The sequence below is a fragment of the Neomelitea salexigens DSM 19753 genome, from assembly GCF_000422345.1.
GTDB classification, from domain to species: Bacteria; Pseudomonadota; Gammaproteobacteria; order Pseudomonadales; family Spongiibacteraceae; genus Spongiibacter; species Spongiibacter marinus_A.
The window spans coordinates 126,434-142,634 of the sequence record NZ_AULP01000001.1 but is presented as its reverse complement, the minus strand read 5'-3'; the positions used below and the strand labels follow the sequence as shown (position 1 = coordinate 142,634).

Below are 16,201 nucleotides of genomic sequence, written 5' to 3'. Positions count from 1 at the left end.
TAATGGCAACGATGAAAGAGGCATTGACCTCACCCATATTTAAAAACAACCCAATAGCGCTGCAGATCCTCGGTATTTGTAGTGCCCTAGCGGTAACCTCAAGCATGAAGGTTACCCTGGTAATGTGTATTTCAGTGATTTTCGTTACGGCGTTTTCCAACCTCGCCGTATCGATGATTCGCAACCACATTCCTGGCGCTATCCGTATCATCGTACAGATGGTCATTATTGCCTCGCTGGTTATCGTGGTTGACCAGGTACTTAAGGCCTACGCCTATGCCATCAGTAAGCAGCTGTCGGTATTTGTTGGTTTGATCATCACCAACTGTATCGTTATGGGTCGCGCTGAAGGCTTTGCAATGAAGAATCCACCGCTGGCGAGCTTTATCGATGGTATCGGTAATGGCTTGGGCTATAGCGTGGTGCTGTTCAGTGTGGCGTTTGTGCGTGAGCTGCTTGGTTCTGGAAGCCTGTTTGGTATCGAGATTCTCGCCACAATCAATAACGGTGGCTGGTATGTGCCGAATGGCTTGTTGCTGCTGCCTCCCAGTGCGTTCTTCTTGATCGGTTTCTTCATCTGGATCCTGCGCAGTGCAGATAAAGAGCAGGTAGAAGAGGAAGAATTTAAAATCACCAAGAATACACGCAGCGTTAAGGAGGCCTTCTGATGGAACACTATCTCAGCCTGTTTGTCAGGTCGGTGTTTATCGAGAATATGGCGTTGGCCTTCTTTCTTGGTATGTGTACCTTCTTGGCAATTTCAAAAAAAATCCAGGCCGCCATCGGTCTCGGTATTGCGGTAATTGTTGTACTGACACTTACCGTGCCGGTTAACAACCTGATTTATACCTATTTGTTGCGCGACGGCGCGCTGGCTTGGGCCGGCTTCCCGGATGTGGATCTCAGCTTCCTGGGCTTGTTGAGCTACATCGGCGTTATCGCCGCTATCGTACAAATCATGGAGATGTTCCTGGACAAGTTCGTTCCGGCTCTCTACAGCGCGCTGGGTGTATTCTTGCCGCTGATCACGGTGAACTGCGCGATCATGGGTGGTTCACTGTTCATGGTAGAGCGTGATTACAACTTCACCGAGTCGGTAGTTTACGGCGCGGGCGCGGGAACCGGTTGGGCGCTGGCGATCACTGCCTTGGCAGGGATCCGCGAAAAGCTCAAGTACAGCGATGTTCCCGAAGGCCTTCGCGGTCTTGGCATCACCTTTATTACTGTCGGCTTGATGTCGTTGGGCTTTATGTCCTTCGGCGGCATCGATCTGTAACCGAGAAGAAGAACTGGAGGCGTTTTAATGAATACAGTGGTTGTTCTCGGTGTAACGATGTTTACCGCGATCGTGTTGTCGCTGGTAGCCGTTATCCTGTTTGCTCGCGCGCGCTTGGTGAGCAGCGGTAATGTGACCATCGAGATAAATGGTGAAAAAACAATCAGCGTACCCGCTGGCGATAAGCTCCTGGGTACGCTTTCGAATCAGGGCATCTTTTTGGCATCTGCCTGTGGTGGCGGCGGTAGCTGCGCGCAGTGTAAGTGCATTGTGAAAGATGGTGGCGGCTCCATGCTTGCTACTGAAGAGGCACACTTCAGCCCCCGTGAAGCCCGCGAAGGCTGGCGTTTGTCCTGTCAGACGCCCGTCAAGCAGGACATGGTTATTGAAGTGCCGGAAGATGTCTTTGGCGTTAAGCAGTGGGAATGTACCGTTGAGTCTAACCCCAATGTGGCTACCTTCATCAAAGAGCTGACGCTCAAGCTGCCCGAAGGCGAGAATGTCGACTTCCGCGCGGGTGGTTACGTGCAGTTGGAGTGTCCGCCTCACCACGTGAAGTACTCTGACTTTGATATTCCCGAAGAGTATCGCGGCGATTGGGAGCGCTTTGGCTTCTTCAATGTTGAGTCAAAAGTTGACGAGACCGTTGTACGTGCATACTCAATGGCCAACTATCCCGAAGAGAAGGGCATTGTTAAGTTCAATATTCGTGCTGCAACACCGCCGCCGAATAACCTTTCGCTACCAGCTGGCCAGATGTCTTCCTGGGTATTCAGCCTGAAACCCGGTGACAAAGTTAAGGTGTACGGCCCCTTCGGTGAGTTCTTTGCTAAAGAAACTGAGGCAGAGATGGTGTTCATCGGTGGTGGTGCGGGTATGGCGCCGATGCGTTCGCACATCTTTGACCAACTCAAGCGCCTGAACTCCAAGCGTAAGATTTCTTTCTGGTACGGCGCTCGCTCATTGCGCGAGGCGTTCTACATGGACGAGTACGACAAGCTGGCGGAAGAAAACGACAACTTTGAGTGGCACTTGGCGTTGTCTGACCCGCAGCCTGAAGACAATTGGGAAGGTTTGACGGGCTTCATTCACACCGTGTTGTACGAAAACTATCTGAAGGACCACGAGGCTCCTGAAGATTGTGAGTTCTACATGTGTGGACCCCCGATGATGAACGCGGCAGTGATTAAAATGCTCGAAGATTTGGGCGTAGAACCGGAGAATATTCTTCTTGATGACTTCGGTGGTTAAGCGATCTCTGTCCTTGGAAAAAGCAGCCTTAGTGCTGCTTTTTCTGTTTTTAAGTGCCTGTAGTCCGGCGCCAGAGGAAATTATCCAGTTCAGTGGCGAGACGATGGGAACCACCTATCACGTCACACTGCGAAACCCTGGTGATTTGCGCGCAGAGCGCTTGAAGCAACAGCTCGATTATCAGCTTGCGCACTTTAACCAAATTGCGTCGACCTATATTGATGACTCTGAGCTAAATCAGCTAAACCGCGCGCCCATCGGTGAGTGGCAACAGTTGAGTGAGCCGCTATATGCCATCTTGACCATGGCAATGGAGGTGAGTTGGCTTAGCGCCGGGGCATTCGATATTACTGTGGCACCGCTGGTGGATCTTTGGGGGTTCGGGCCCGTTAAGCGCGAGGGCCGGCCGAGTGACGATGCCCTGGCCGACGTGATGGAGAGGGTGGGTTATACCCGCTTACAGCTCGATATGCTTGAGCCAAAGCTGATGAAGTCAGCGGCATTGAGCATGGATCTTTCAGCCATTGCCAAAGGCTATGGTGTCGACGCTGCCGCGATTTGGCTGGCGTCGCTGGGTGTGAAAGACTATCTCGTAGAAATCGGCGGCGAAATGCGTGTAGCGGGTAAGAGCCCGCGCGGCGATGCCTGGCGCATTGGCGTTGAGAATCCGGCCGGCGGTGGTCCTCAGTTGGCGATAGCGCTGGGCGATATTGCGGTGGCAACCTCCGGTGATTACCGCAACTATTTCGAGCAGGATGGTGTGCGCTATTCTCACACTATTGACCCGCGCACTGGCAGGCCCATCACTCACACGCTGGCGTCGGTGACAGTGCTTGACCCATCGTGCGCCTTCGCTGACGCGATGGCGACCGCGCTGTCCGTAATGGGGACGGAGCGCGCACTGGCGCTTGCTGAAGCTCAGGATTTACCTGTGTATATTATTGAGAAAGGGGAAGAGGGCTTTGTCAGTCGTTACAGCTCGGCCTTCGCGCCCTATCTACCGAAGGAGTAAGTGATGGCGACTATTTTTGCAGCAGTACTGGTGATGTTGCTGATCGTGGCGGCGATGTCGGTCGGCGTTATCTTTGGACGCAAGCCGATAGCGGGCTCTTGCGGCGGCGTGGGTGCAGCGTTGGCTGATCCGGATTATGTCTGCGACCTCTGCGGGAATGACCCGAACAAGTGTAAAGAAGAGTCCGAGAAAGCGGCCATGCAGGCTGACAGCAAGCAATTCTATGATGCTAGCCGCGACTAGCGGCCCTTGTGCGCCGCACAAGGCGGCGCAATTACTGCGGTTTCTTATCCCTACAATGCTAGTATAGAGGCCCAACCGTTTACGGCGCCCAGCAACACTATGCCAGCTTCACTGCCATTCTTTATTGGTCTTCGCTACTTTCGCAAGGGTGCGGGTGATGACCGTTTTCTCTCCTTGATGTCGTGGTTTTCGCTGCTGGGCATGATGCTCGGTGTGGTGTCATTGATCGTCGTGACCGCCGTCATGAATGGCTTTGAAGCCGAGCTACAGAAGCGGGTGTTGTCAGTGTTACCCCATGCGTATGTGGAGGGGCCGAATCAACGCCTGGACGATTGGCCTTTACAGCGACAGGCGATAGCCTCGGCTCCGGGGCTAAAAGCGTCGGCACCCTATGTAGGTGGCAAGGCGATGCTATCGGCGGCAGGCAGAATACAGGGCGTTGCTATGTACGGCATCGATCCCGAACTAGAGCGGTCAGTGTCGTCGGTTGCCGAGAAAATGATCGCCGGTCGCTACTTGAGCGAAACGCCCGGTCGCTACGAAGTGGTCGTGGGGGATATCCTCGCGCGGCAGTTAGATTTAATGCCCGGCGACACGCTGCGGGTGATTTTACCGAAGGTCACCGTCACGCCCTTTGGTTTATTTCCTCGGGAGCGGGATTTTACCGTCGTTGGAATGTTTTCAGCGGGCGCGCAGCTTGATGCCAGCACCGCATTTATCCATCTTCAGGACGCGCAAAAACTCTATCAATTGGGTACTGCTGTGCAGGGCTTGCGTCTACAGTTTAGCGACCTTCTCCAGTCGGCAGAGTGGTCTGCCGATTTACTGCCCTTGCTTCCCAAAGGTAGCACGGTGGTGGACTGGAGTGTCAGCCAGGGTAGTCTGTTTCAAGCCGTTAAGATGGAAAAGCTGATGGTGCGGCTGCTGTTGATGTTTATCGTCATTATCGCCGCCTTCAATATTATTTCCATTCTAAGTATGGCCGTCTCCTCTCGGCGCGGCGCCATTGCGGTGTTGCGTACCATGGGGGCATCGCCCGCGAGTATCACTGGGGTATTCATTGTCTACGGGGTTGCGACCGGGCTGTGTGGTGTGTTGTTGGGCTTGCTGATAGGCGTGCCGCTGGCAGTGAATATTGGTGACGCCGTCGCGTGGTTAGAGTCCGTGACAGGCCTGTATGTGTTTGATCCGCAGGTGTACTTCATCAGCCGAATACCGTCGCTGCTGAGGGTGACAGATATTGTTTGGATTTGCGGTTTTGGTCTCGCCTTAAGTGTATTGGCCACATTGTATCCCGCGCGCCAAGCGGCCAAAGTCCAGCCGGCAGAAGCATTGCGCTACGAGTAAATGAAAAATATGGAACAACTAAGCACCGCGAAACCGGTTTTACACTGCCAAGCCCTCTGCAAGCGTTATCGTCAGGGTGACGGCGAGCTCACCATTCTCGATAACATCGAGCTGGTGGTGAAGAAAGGTGAAATGCTGGCGATAGTCGGGCCCTCAGGGGCCGGTAAAACGACCTTGTTGCACATGCTGGGAGGCTTAGACTTGCCTAGTAGTGGCCGCGTGCTGATTAACGACCGTGATATCGCCGCTCTCAACGACCGAGACCGCAGTCGTCTGCGTAATGCCGAGCTGGGCTTTGTCTACCAATTTCACCACCTGCTGGCAGAATTCAGCGCGGTCGAAAACGCCGCAATGCCGCTGCTTGTTGCCGGTAGAAAGCGACGTGAGGCAATGGCTGAGGCGACAAGCTTGCTGGAGCGCGTTGGCTTGGGCAGTCGCCTCAGCCATCGACCTGCCCAGCTTTCGGGCGGTGAGCGGCAGCGCGTGGCCATTGCCCGGGCGCTGGTCAACCGCCCGGCTTGCGTGTTGCTTGATGAACCAACAGGGAATTTGGACGGTGATACTGCTGAGTCTGTGCACGCATTGCTCGCTGAACTTAACCGCGAGTCTGCAACGAGTTTTTTAATTGTTACCCACGACCTACAACTGGCGCAGCGCATGGACAGGATTCTGGAATTGCGGTCTGGTCAATTGACCCAGAAGGTATAGCTGTGGCCGGTATCTCCAGATTTATTGGTTTGCGCTACAGCACCGGTGGTGACGGCAGTCAGCTGATGTCATTTTTATCGCGGCTGTCTATGGCGGGTTTAATACTGGGCATTGCCATGCTGATTACCGTGTTGTCAGTAATGAACGGTTTTGACCGGGAAATGCGCCAGCGTATTCTCGCCCTTGTGCCGCATATTAGTATGCTGCCCTGGAATGGCGGCGACGCCGATTGGCAGTCATTTCGCAGCAGCGTTCTTGCACATTCCGAGGTTCGCGCTGTGGCGCCCTTTGTACAGGGCAATGCGCTGTTAGTGAAGTCCAGTCAGGCCGAGCCGGTGCAGTTCTTCGGTGTGGATCTTGCGCAGGAAACGAAGGTGTCTCAGATGACACAGTTCGCTGATTTCAGCGCATTTGAGGGGCAGAGCGTCGTGCTTGGCAAGGGGCTTGCCACGCGCCTGGGATTGATGGCGGGAGACTCGTTGAGCTTGGCAGTTCCCCAGCCGGAGAAGGGGGGAGTGCGGTTTTATCGCTTTACGCTTGCGGCGATTTTCAACAGTGGCACCGAGCTTGATCAGCAGCTGGTGTTAATGCCGCTGGCTACGGCACGGTCATTATTGCCGAATCAATCGTTGTCGCTGCGGGTCGCCCTGCACGACGTGTTTGCAGCGCCAAAAGTGGCCTGGGAGTTATCAACGGTGCACGGCCGAGACTACCGGTTGCGTGATTGGAGTCAGCAATTTGGCAATATGTATCACGCGATACAAATGTCGAAAAAGTTAGTGGTAATAATGATGTTGGCCGTGGTGGCCGTTGCGGTATTCAATATCGTTTCGACACTGGTGCTTGTGGTGAATGACAAGCGCTCGGATATTGCTATTTTGCGCAGCCAGGGCGCCACACAGAGTGACATTCTGAAAACCTTTATGGTGTACGGCGCGATTATTGGCGGTATTGGCACGCTTATCGGCGCCATGCTAGGCGTGCTCTTCTCTTTGGTGATTGGTGATCTTGTGGCTGGCCTGGAGCAGGTGTCCGGGGCGCAGCTGTTGCGCTCGGATGTCTACCCAATTAGTTATCTGCCAACAGACATTCGCGCTAGCGACGTCGCGATTGTTAGTGGGGCGGCGTATTTTATGAGTGTGTTTGCCAGCCTCTATCCCGCATGGCGAGCATCGCGGCTCGCGCCTGCGCATACCCTGCGGCAGCAGTAACGGGTATCAGTTAGGCGTTTTTGCTTTGCGCTGCTGTTGACGTTTACGCCAGCGGCGCACAACGTGCACGCGCCACAGTATGTGGATACCCACCGCACCGACCAGGCCGCAGAATAGGCCGGTCAGCAAGCAGCCGAGCAGGAATGGCCGCCACAACAAAATCAGCTCATCTTGAATCCACTGCCAAGACAACTCAAAGGCGAAGTCCTTGGCAGGCACATCAAGCAGGGCAGCCCCCACTTTGTAGCTAAAATAGAAGAAGGCCGGCATGGTAACGGGATTGGTGATCCATACCAGCATCACCGATAGCGGCAGATTTGCCCGCAGCAAAATAGCCAGCAGTGCCGCAAGGAGCATTTGTGTAGGAATGGGCACAAAGGCTGTGAACAAACCAATAAAAAACGCAAAGGTCACTGAGCGGCGATTTAAATGCCACAGATTGGGTTCGTGAAGGAGACTACCGAACACGCGCACTGAGGGGTGTTCACGCATGCGCTCGGGAGCCGGAAGCCATCGCTTGAAGAATTTACGAGCCATTGGCCCCACTTTACGTAAAATGAATGCACATGACAGCCGCTAGCGCAGTGCCATGCGGCGTTATTATGCATGTAAGTCGAGAGCGAGACCAGTATGTTGTCATGGATGACATTTGCTGCAGCCGGGCTGGCAGTGCCTCCTTTTCTTCCGGAGGTCATTGACTGGCGCCTGCTTGTCGGTGCTGCAATTGCTGCTGGTCTGAGAGTAAAACGGCAGTGGCGCGGCGCAGCGGTAGCGTTTTTGCTCGCTTGCGGCTATAGCGCCCATTATTGTGAGCAGCGCTTAGCCCAGCTTCCTCCTGTAGCAGACATGCCGACACACGCAGTTTTTGATGCCCTGATCCTCGGCCCAATTGAGGAAAAGAGTGGCTATGGGCGTGTTTACTATCGCTTTGATATTCAGTTGGCCGAGGGGCAATGTTCCGACGGCTACTGCCCCGCAGGTCGCGCCCGATATCGTGTGAACTATTACGGCGCGCGCGCCCCTCAACCCGGCACCTGGGCGAGATTGACGCTGCGCTTGCGACCGCCAACGGGCGCCCGGTCACAGGGCGCTTTCGACTACGGCCAGTGGTTGATTGCCAACGGCTACGCCGGGCGCGGTTATGCCAAAGCCATTATGCCAATCGCACGGGCTGAACAAGCAGTCAGCATAAGTGTTCGCTATCAGCAACTACGTAATCGCTTGTTGAATCGGCAGCGCGAGGCGCTCGTTGGCCTGACGCGACAAGGTATTATGCGGGCGCTGCTCTACGCGGATCGGCGTGATGTCAGCGATGAGGATTGGCGGCTACTTTCCCGGACTGGAACCAGTCACCTAATGGCCATATCCGGTATGCACATTGGCATTGTTATGGCCTGGGGTTTTGTTCTGGCTCGCCTGCTTGGCACCGCTTTGACGCGAGGCGGGCGCGGCAGTTTGTGGCTGGGGCCGGCGTTGGGGTTTGGTCTGGCCAGCGTTTATGCCGCAATGGCCGGGTTTACGCTGCCCACTCAGCGGGCAATAATTATGGCCGCAGTGCTATGCGTTGGGCTGCTACTACAACGGCGCATATCGCCGTGGCAGGGCCTTCAGATTGCCCTGGTACTGGTGCTAATGCGTGACCCATTGGCACTGCACAGTGCGGGTTTTTATCTGTCATTTGTTGCTGTGGGCGTGTTACTGGTTCTGACAATGGGCGTGCAGTCAGGTCAGGCCGCGTGGCGCAAATTGCCGGTTCTTCAAGCTCAGCTGTTATTCGTGTTATTGCCGGTGCTGGCAATTTGGGGGTTTGGCTCTGGCGTCGCGGCTTTGCCGGCAAACTTAGTGGCAATTCCGGTGCTCGCGCTGGTAATTATGCCGGTGCTCTTTATCGCGTTATTGGTCAGTTGGTTAGGCTTGCCCGAATTTGGCCTATTTTCTGCCGCGAATTCGTTGCTTGAATGGCTGTTTTATTACCTTGAGCTACTGTCGCAGCTGCCATATTGGCAGCCCGCGCTTAGCGTTCTATCGATCCTGTGCTTACTGTTGGCGGCGGGTTTGCTGTTGTTGCCTCGCGGGGTATTGGGTCGCCCTTTGGCGGTGATTTTTGCGGGACTCGGTTTGCTGCAAACGCCACCATCGCCGCCACCCGGCCATGTATGGGTAAGTGTGTTAGATGTGGGGCAGGGCTTGTCGGTATTGGTTCAACAAGGGCGGCGCGCATTGATCTACGACACTGGGCCGGGCTTCTCCGAGCGCTACAACAGTGTCGATGCGGTGCTACTTCCGCTGCTCCGTCGCCGCGGCATTCACCGGGTCGATCGCTTAGTTCTCAGCCACGGAGACCGCGATCACGCTGGCGCGGCCGACCGGCTGGTGACTGCGGTGCCGGTGAGGCAGGTACTATCGGGGGAACCCGAGCGTCACCGTGAATTGGCGGCGAAAAACTGTCATTACGCTTCACCTTGGGTGTGGGAGGGTGTGGAATACCGTTTTTTACGCTATTTACCCTCTCGTGACAGCAAGAGCAATAACCGCAGCTGCGTTCTGCTTATTCGCTCTGGCGATCATAGGGTGCTGCTGACCGGCGATATTGAGCGGGGTATTGAAGCAGAGCTGGCGCGGAGTTGGCCCCCAGAGGCTGGGCTAGACATGCTCCTGGCGGCGCACCACGGCAGTAAGAGCTCTTCTTCTAATGTATTTCTTCGTGCTACCCAGGCCGAGCACGTCGTCTTTGCTGCCTCGCGGTTTAACTCCTATGGGCACCCGGCCAAAGACGTTACCGAGCGTTTCCAAAGGCTAGGGAGCCGCTGTTGGCAAACGGGTATCCACGGTAGTGTGCATTTCGAGATGACCAGCAACGGCATGCAACTTTTGCGATATGACGGGAAAAAGCGCTACTTCTGGCAGATTACACCCAAAGATGTGTGCGCTATACCGGATTCAGGGCCATGATGACTTTTTCATTGCCAGCATCGCTGTATAATGCAGCGACAAAAATAAAGAGGCTGTGCTGTGCTGGAACTCGTCAAAGCTGGTGGCTGGCTAATGCTACCAATCATCCTATCTTCCATTCTCGCCCTGGCAATTTGTGTAGAACGTTTTTTAGCGCTGAACCCCGACAAGGTCGCCCCGCGCAATTTGCTCAATCAGGTGTGGGGCTGGATGCAAAACAAGCAACTGGATAATGAAAAACTTCGCCAACTGCGCAAGGGCTCACCACTTGGTGAAATCATTGCCGCCGGGCTTGGCAACGCCAAACACGGCCGCGATATTATGAAAGAGAGCATCGAAGACGCGGCCTCCCATGTTATTCACGAGCTGGAGCGCTACCTCAATGCCCTGGGAACGATCGCGGCCGTTACCCCGCTACTGGGTTTGCTGGGAACCGTCGTCGGAATGATCCGAGTATTCAGCGAGATCATGGTGCAGGGTACCGGAAATGCGGGGGTACTGGCTGGAGGTATTTCCGAGGCACTGATCACCACAGCTTCAGGGCTATGTGTTGCCATTCCCGCGCTAATTATGCACCGGTATTTCTTGCGCCGTATTGATGCCATCGTTGTGACAATGGAACAAGATACCATCAAGCTCATTAATGCCGTCCACGGCGATGTGCAAATGAAAGAAAATAGCCAATCGGGGCGCTCGGCGTGAAGTTTCGCCGGCAGCGTATCGATGACGGCGGCGTCAACCTGACGCCGCTGATCGACGTGGTATTTCTACTGTTGATTTTCTTTATGGTGTCTACGACCTTCACTAAGGAAAGTCGTCTACAGCTGGAGTTGCCCACGGCCGAGGGTGAGTCGGTTAGCGATGACACCGACCTGATTGAAATTATCATCAACGCGCAGGGCCGTTTTCAAGTCAATGAACAATCACTGGGTGATGGTGGTCTAGAGGCATTGCGTAAGGCTCTGCAGAATGTCTCGGGCGGTGATACGATGCGCCCGGTCACCATCACCGCTGACGCCAACAGCCCCCATCAAGCGGTTGTCACGGCGATGGATGCAGCGGGCCGCCTGGGCTTTGTTAAGCTTAGAATCACCACACAGGAAGCTGATGCCAGCCCAAACTAGGGCGGCTTATATTATGAGTAAAAAACCTTCAGATTTAGCTATTTACGGCCGTCTTTTAAAGTACGTTATCCCATTTTGGCCGCTGTTTTTGCTCAGTGTCTTGGGCTTCTCATTCTATTCGGGTGTGCAGGTTTTACTCGCCGATATGATGCAGCTGATCGTCGATTACATTGGCGGAAATGTGAAGCCGGGCGAGGGCGGGGTAACGGCCAAGATGATGTGGGCGCTGGGCGGTGATGACTTCCACCTGGGCTCGGCGCGTACCTGGATCGTGGTGACGCTGGTGGCACTGGGTGTTGGTCGCGGACTGGGTTTTTTCGCGGGTAACTATTTTATTGCCGGTATCTCGCACCGCTTGGTGCACGTGCTGCGGGTAGAGCTCTATCAAAAAATGCAGTTCATCCCCAGTAGCTATTTCGATCGAAACTCCACGGGTGCACTGATCTCGAAAATTACCTTTAACGTGGAGCAAGTGACGGGTGCTGCAGTCAACGCCTTGAAGGTGGTACTGCGCGAAGGCACCTTTGCGATTGGGTTGCTGGCCTACCTTCTGTATATGAACTGGCAGCTGACCCTGGTTTTTTTACTTGCCTTGCCAATGATCGGCGTGACCGTGTGGTGGGTGGGCAAGCGCTTTCGCAAGATCAGCCGCAAGATCCAGAACGCAATGGGCGAGGTGAACCAAGTTACCAACGATAGCATTAATGCCTATCGCGAAATTCGCCTGTATGGCGGCAGCGCCCAGGAAGCGAAGCGATTTCAGGCGGCGAGCGAAAAAAACCGCAATCAAAATATAAAAATGGCGTTCTATAACGCCATTAGCCCAACAGTCATCCAGTTTCCGGTCGTGTTGGCGACGGGCCTGTTGATATGGATAGCTCTGGGGCTTACCGGCCAAATGACACCCGGTTCTTTTGTGGCCTACCTGTCCGCGGCGCTCTTTTTACCTAAGCCTATTCGCCAACTGGCCGAAGTGAGCAGCGTGATTCAGAAGGGCCTGGCGGCCGCCGAGAGTATTTTTGAGTTTCTCGATGCTGAACAGGAAAAAGACGAGGGCCGTATAGAGTGTGAACGGGTGCGTGGCGAGATTGACATCCGCCACCTCAATTTTCGCTACGGCCCAGAGCTGCCGAATGTGCTTACCGATATTAACCTGCATGTGGAGCCCGGTACGTCGCTAGCCTTGGTGGGGCTTTCTGGCTCCGGCAAGTCCACCTTGGTCAGCTTGCTGTCGCGTTTTTATCAACACAGGGAAGGTGAGCTGTTGCTCGACGGCGTTGATATTCGCGATTACACCCTGGATAACCTGCGCCACAATATCGCCTTGGTTACCCAACAAGTGACGCTGTTCAACGACACGGTGTACAACAATATTGCCTATGGCAGCATGGCATCGTCCAGCCGTGAAGAGGTGCTTCGCGCGGTTGAGGCGGCCCACGCCAGCGACTTTATCAATAGTTTGCCTGAGGGAATCGATACCGTCATCGGTGAGGACGGCGTCATGTTATCCGGCGGCCAGCGTCAGCGTTTGGCCATTGCCCGGGCATTTTTGAAAAATGCGCCGCTGCTGATACTCGACGAGGCAACGTCGGCGCTCGACAACCAGGCGGAATCCCATATTCAAAAAGCGATGGAAGAGGTCATGAAGGGCCGCACGACCATCGTGATTGCCCACCGGCTCAGCACCATTGAGAGTGCTGACCAAATCGTGGTGATGGAAGAGGGGCGCATTCTGGAGCGGGGCAGCCACGCTGACTTGTTGGCCTTGGGCCAACGCTACGCTCAGTTGTATAACCGCAATTTTGAGGAAGATAGTGAAGCTTGAGCAATGGCTGAATGCGCGTTGGTACGGGCGGCCGGGAGTGCTGTATGCATTCTGGCCTCTAGAGTGCCTGTTTCGCGCGTTGGCCGCATTGCGACGGCGCAATTCCCGCCCGCAGCGCTGTTCGGCGCCGGTTATAGTGGTCGGCAATATTGCTGTGGGTGGCAGTGGTAAAACCCCCGCCGTTTTAGCGATCGCCCAGCATCTCCAGCAGCGCGGTTGGCGCCCCGGAATCGTCAGCCGCGGTTATGGCGGTAAGGCTGCGCAGTATCCCTTATTCGTCACCGGTGCCACACCGCCCTCGGAAGCGGGCGATGAACCCTGCCTGATGGCGCGGCGCAGCGGCCTGCCAGTTGCAGTTGCGCCAGACAGAGTCGCCGCCGCAAATTTATTAGTGGACGAACACGCTTGCAACGTTATTATCAGCGACGATGGTCTGCAGCATTATCGCCTCTACAGAGATGTAGAAATTCTGCTTGTTGACGCAGCGCGCGGCTTTGGCAATGGCCACTGTCTGCCACTTGGGCCGCTGCGGGAACCGCCTCGGCGAAGTAAAGAAGTGGACTTGGTGATCAGTAACGGCCGCGTTGAAAGTGATGTTCTAGCGGCGTTATCTGCCTATGAAATGCGCCTGAAGGGCGACACCTTGATCAATGTTCACTCTGGCGAGCGACGCGCGGCAGCAGACTGGCCCGAAAATGCCCGTCGGGTGAACGCCATTGCGGGTATCGGCCATCCACCACGCTTTTTTGCCGCGCTGGCTACGCTGGGTTTTGACTGCCAGGGGCAGGCTTTTCCCGACCACTATGAATATCGACCCGAAGACCTACAGCAGGACTCATCATTGCCACTAGTGATGACGGAGAAAGATGCGGTTAAATGCGCACAGATCAGTCCGGCTGATAGTTGGATGCTTCCTGTTGATGCTGTGTTGCCCGACACTTTTTTTGAATCGCTTGATCAGTTACTCGACCGAGTTGCCTAAACGCCAGAGGTTTCCATGTCTTACACCGTTATTATTCCAGCCCGTTACGCCTCGAGTCGTCTGCCGGGGAAACCGCTGATGGACATCGCGGGCATGCCGATGATTCAGCATGTATGGCTGCGCGCCTCACAGAGCGGCGCCGAACGAGTGGTGATTGCAACCGAAGATGAACGCGTGGCCCGCCGCTGTGAAGAGTTTGGGGCGCAAGTCTGTATGACTAGCGCTGAGCACGAGAGCGGCACTGACCGTTTGCAAGAGGTGGTTGCCAAATTGGGGCTTGCCGATGACGATATCGTGGTCAATGTCCAAGGTGACGAGCCCCTGTTGCCCGCACCGGCAATAGAGCAAGTGGCGCAAAACCTCGCGGCCAATACTCAGGCCGGCATTGCAACACTGAAAGAGCCGATTGACGATGCCGCGACGGTCTTCAATCCCAATGCAGTAAAAGTGGTGAGCGATCGTCAGGGTTTAGCACTGTACTTTAGCCGCGCCCCGATCCCGTATTGCCGCGACCAATGGTCTGATGACCAGGGGGTGTTGCCTGAGGGAGTTGAATACTGGCGGCATATTGGTATTTACGCCTACCGCGTTGGCTTTTTGCACCAGTTTGTTAGCTGGCCCTCGGGCGAGCTTGAGGGTTGCGAGCGCCTGGAGCAGCTTCGGGCTATGGAGAACGGCGTGCGCATACATGTCGCGCAGAGCTGCGTCGATATTCCCGGCGGCGTAGACACCGAAGAAGACCTCAATGCGGTACGCGCCATTTTGGAGTCAGGCCGTGGTTAAGCGGGTGTTATTTGTCTGTCTGGGAAACATATGCCGCTCGCCGACGGCGCACGGCGTATTTTTGCGCAAGGTTATTGATGCCGGCTTGCAGACGCAGATCGAGATAGACTCGGCGGGTACGGCGGCCTGGCATACCGGCAAGTCGCCAGATGAGCGCAGCCAAGCCTTCGCCGCGCGGCGCGGCTACGATTTATCGGCCCTGCGTGCCCGGCAGGTATGTGAAGCCGATTTCTATAGCTTTGACTATATCTTGGCGATGGACCGCGCCAATATGGAATCCCTAGCGGAGATCGCTCCGAATGATGCTAGCGCGACAGTCTCGTTATTGTTGAGCTTTGGCAGCAGCACGAGTGAAGAGGTTCCCGACCCATACTACGGCGGCGATGACGGCTTTAATGCCGTGTTAGATCTTGTCGAGGATGCATCAGAGGGGCTGTTGCAGGCTTTGCAGAGAGAACGTTAATGTTGGAAATCGCAAAAAACGTCTCACTGCTCGACCACAATACCCTTGGCGTAACGGCCCAGACATACGCCTATAGCGCGATCGACAGCGATGGCGCCTTGCGTGATGCCTTGCAGTACGCCGAGCAGCACGGCCTGCCAAGCCTCGTGCTGGGCGGTGGTAGCAATATTGTATTGAGCGATGACTTCCCGGGTTTAGTGATACATATGCGTCAGCGCGGTATCAGCGCAAGCACCATTGACGGCGGCGTGGCGCTGCGGGTGGCCGCGGGTGAAAACTGGGATGCCTTGCTGCGTTATTGCCTGGATCAAGGGTGGTATGGGCTTGAAAACCTGATAGCTATTCCGGGGTCGGTGGGGGCCGCGCCGGTGCAAAATATAGGTGCATACGGGGTGGAGCTGTCTCAGTGCTTGGCCTGGGTAGAGGGCTGGGACCGGCGGCTTGGTGAGCGCCGACGCCTGTCGGCAGAGCAGTGTCAGCTGGCCTATCGAGACAGTATTTTTAAGGGCGCGTTGCGCGATCAATTCATCATTACTGAAGTCGGGCTACATCTGCGACATCGCGCCCAAGCCAATACCGAATATCCTGCGCTGCGGCAATTTCTTATCGAGCACGGCGAATCACCCGAGGAGGTACACCCTCGTGTCGTTGCTCAAGCCGTTGCCGCTATTCGTGCCGCTAAGCTTCCCGATTTACACGCTGAGCCGAATGCCGGTAGTTTTTTCAAAAATCCGCTGGTCAGTGCTGATGCTGCCACGCAATTACTTATCGATTTTCCGGAAATGGCGCACTGGCCGATGCCCGATGGGCAGGTGAAGCTGGCCGCTGCCTGGTTAGTGGACCAGTGCGGCTGGAAAGGGCGCCGCCTTGGCCCGGTCGGCGTGCATCCTAAGCAGGCGATTGTGCTGGTGAATTACCAGCAGGGCAGGGGCGAGGATATTCTTGCCCTCGCCGATGCCATTATTGGCGATGTCGCCCAGCGCTTTGGTGTGCAGTTGGCCATCGAACCGCGGGTCTACTGACG

General features: G+C 55.4%; 17 protein-coding genes. 16 read left to right on the top strand and 1 reads right to left on the bottom strand.

Going from position 1 to position 16,201, the window contains the following annotated elements; all coding sequences use genetic code 11:
* Nucleotides 1-2 precede the first annotated feature (2 nt).
* From H573_RS0100670 to H573_RS0100635, 8 genes are all read left to right on the top strand, one after another.
* A complete protein-coding gene (locus H573_RS0100670; RefSeq protein ID WP_027872593.1) occupies nucleotides 3-668 on the top strand; it encodes an NADH:ubiquinone reductase (Na(+)-transporting) subunit D in 666 nt (221 codons plus the stop codon).
* On the top strand, nucleotides 668-1,276 hold the full coding sequence (gene nqrE / locus H573_RS0100665; protein WP_027872592.1) for an NADH:ubiquinone reductase (Na(+)-transporting) subunit E: 609 nt from the start codon (nucleotides 668-670) through the stop codon (nucleotides 1,274-1,276). Before H573_RS0100670 ends, nqrE begins: the two co-directional genes overlap by 1 nt.
* Before the next feature lie 27 nt (nucleotides 1,277-1,303).
* Nucleotides 1,304-2,527, top strand: coding sequence for an NADH:ubiquinone reductase (Na(+)-transporting) subunit F (gene nqrF, locus H573_RS0100660; protein ID WP_027872591.1), 1,224 nt, complete (start codon nucleotides 1,304-1,306; stop codon nucleotides 2,525-2,527).
* A complete protein-coding gene (locus H573_RS0100655; RefSeq protein ID WP_027872590.1) occupies nucleotides 2,511-3,539 on the top strand; it encodes an FAD:protein FMN transferase in 1,029 nt (342 codons plus the stop codon). The genes nqrF and H573_RS0100655 overlap by 17 nt, the downstream gene beginning before the upstream one ends.
* Before the next feature lie 3 nt (nucleotides 3,540-3,542).
* Nucleotides 3,543-3,782: a (Na+)-NQR maturation NqrM gene (nqrM, locus tag H573_RS0100650; protein WP_027872589.1), complete on the top strand. Its 240-nt coding sequence runs from the start codon at nucleotides 3,543-3,545 to the stop codon at nucleotides 3,780-3,782.
* A 99-nt stretch (nucleotides 3,783-3,881) separates the two neighbouring features.
* Complete coding sequence (locus H573_RS0100645; RefSeq protein WP_027872588.1) at nucleotides 3,882-5,129, top strand: lipoprotein-releasing ABC transporter permease subunit; 1,248 nt, start codon at nucleotides 3,882-3,884, stop codon at nucleotides 5,127-5,129.
* A gap of 9 nt (nucleotides 5,130-5,138) precedes the next feature.
* Nucleotides 5,139-5,837 carry a lipoprotein-releasing ABC transporter ATP-binding protein LolD gene (gene lolD / locus H573_RS0100640; RefSeq protein WP_027872587.1) on the top strand — a complete coding sequence of 233 codons (699 nt, stop codon included), beginning with the start codon at nucleotides 5,139-5,141 and terminating at the stop codon, nucleotides 5,835-5,837.
* Between the two features lie 2 nt (nucleotides 5,838-5,839).
* Nucleotides 5,840-7,048 (top strand): lipoprotein-releasing ABC transporter permease subunit, encoded by a 1,209-nt coding sequence (locus H573_RS0100635; protein WP_036255413.1) that lies wholly within the window; start codon nucleotides 5,840-5,842, stop codon nucleotides 7,046-7,048.
* 6 nt (nucleotides 7,049-7,054) lie between these two features.
* On the opposite strand, the gene H573_RS0100630 is transcribed toward H573_RS0100635, so the two are convergent.
* Complete coding sequence (locus H573_RS0100630; RefSeq protein WP_027872585.1) at nucleotides 7,055-7,585, bottom strand: DUF2062 domain-containing protein; 531 nt, start codon at nucleotides 7,583-7,585, stop codon at nucleotides 7,055-7,057.
* Between the two features lie 93 nt (nucleotides 7,586-7,678).
* On the opposite strand from H573_RS0100630, the gene H573_RS0100625 reads away from it, so the two are divergent.
* The 8 genes from H573_RS0100625 to murB are packed head-to-tail and all read left to right on the top strand — an operon-like array spanning nucleotide 7,679 to nucleotide 16,199.
* The gene (locus tag H573_RS0100625) at nucleotides 7,679-10,000 is read left to right on the top strand and encodes a DNA internalization-related competence protein ComEC/Rec2 (protein WP_084497810.1); all 2,322 of its coding nucleotides are present in this window, start codon (nucleotides 7,679-7,681) and stop codon (nucleotides 9,998-10,000) included.
* 60 nt (nucleotides 10,001-10,060) lie between these two features.
* Nucleotides 10,061-10,702 carry a MotA/TolQ/ExbB proton channel family protein gene (locus tag H573_RS0100620; protein ID WP_027872583.1) on the top strand — a complete coding sequence of 214 codons (642 nt, stop codon included), beginning with the start codon at nucleotides 10,061-10,063 and terminating at the stop codon, nucleotides 10,700-10,702.
* On the top strand, nucleotides 10,699-11,124 hold the full coding sequence (locus tag H573_RS0100615) for an ExbD/TolR family protein (protein ID WP_027872582.1): 426 nt from the start codon (nucleotides 10,699-10,701) through the stop codon (nucleotides 11,122-11,124). The genes H573_RS0100620 and H573_RS0100615 overlap by 4 nt, the downstream gene beginning before the upstream one ends.
* Nucleotides 11,125-11,137: 13 nt before the next feature.
* On the top strand, nucleotides 11,138-12,949 hold the full coding sequence (gene msbA, locus H573_RS0100610) for a lipid A export permease/ATP-binding protein MsbA (RefSeq protein ID WP_027872581.1): 1,812 nt from the start codon (nucleotides 11,138-11,140) through the stop codon (nucleotides 12,947-12,949).
* Complete coding sequence (gene lpxK, locus H573_RS16415) at nucleotides 12,939-13,931, top strand: tetraacyldisaccharide 4'-kinase (RefSeq protein WP_036255409.1); 993 nt, start codon at nucleotides 12,939-12,941, stop codon at nucleotides 13,929-13,931. The genes msbA and lpxK overlap by 11 nt, the downstream gene beginning before the upstream one ends.
* A 15-nt stretch (nucleotides 13,932-13,946) precedes the next feature.
* Nucleotides 13,947-14,714 (top strand): 3-deoxy-manno-octulosonate cytidylyltransferase, encoded by a 768-nt coding sequence (gene kdsB / locus H573_RS0100600; RefSeq protein WP_027872580.1) that lies wholly within the window; start codon nucleotides 13,947-13,949, stop codon nucleotides 14,712-14,714.
* Nucleotides 14,677-15,177, top strand: a complete 501-nt coding sequence (locus tag H573_RS0100595; protein ID WP_036255408.1) for a low molecular weight protein-tyrosine-phosphatase — start codon at nucleotides 14,677-14,679, stop codon at nucleotides 15,175-15,177. Before kdsB ends, H573_RS0100595 begins: the two co-directional genes overlap by 38 nt.
* Nucleotides 15,177-16,199 carry a UDP-N-acetylmuramate dehydrogenase gene (murB, locus tag H573_RS0100590; protein ID WP_027872578.1) on the top strand — a complete coding sequence of 341 codons (1,023 nt, stop codon included), beginning with the start codon at nucleotides 15,177-15,179 and terminating at the stop codon, nucleotides 16,197-16,199. The genes H573_RS0100595 and murB overlap by 1 nt, the downstream gene beginning before the upstream one ends.
* The last annotated feature ends 2 nt before the right edge of the window (nucleotides 16,200-16,201 follow it).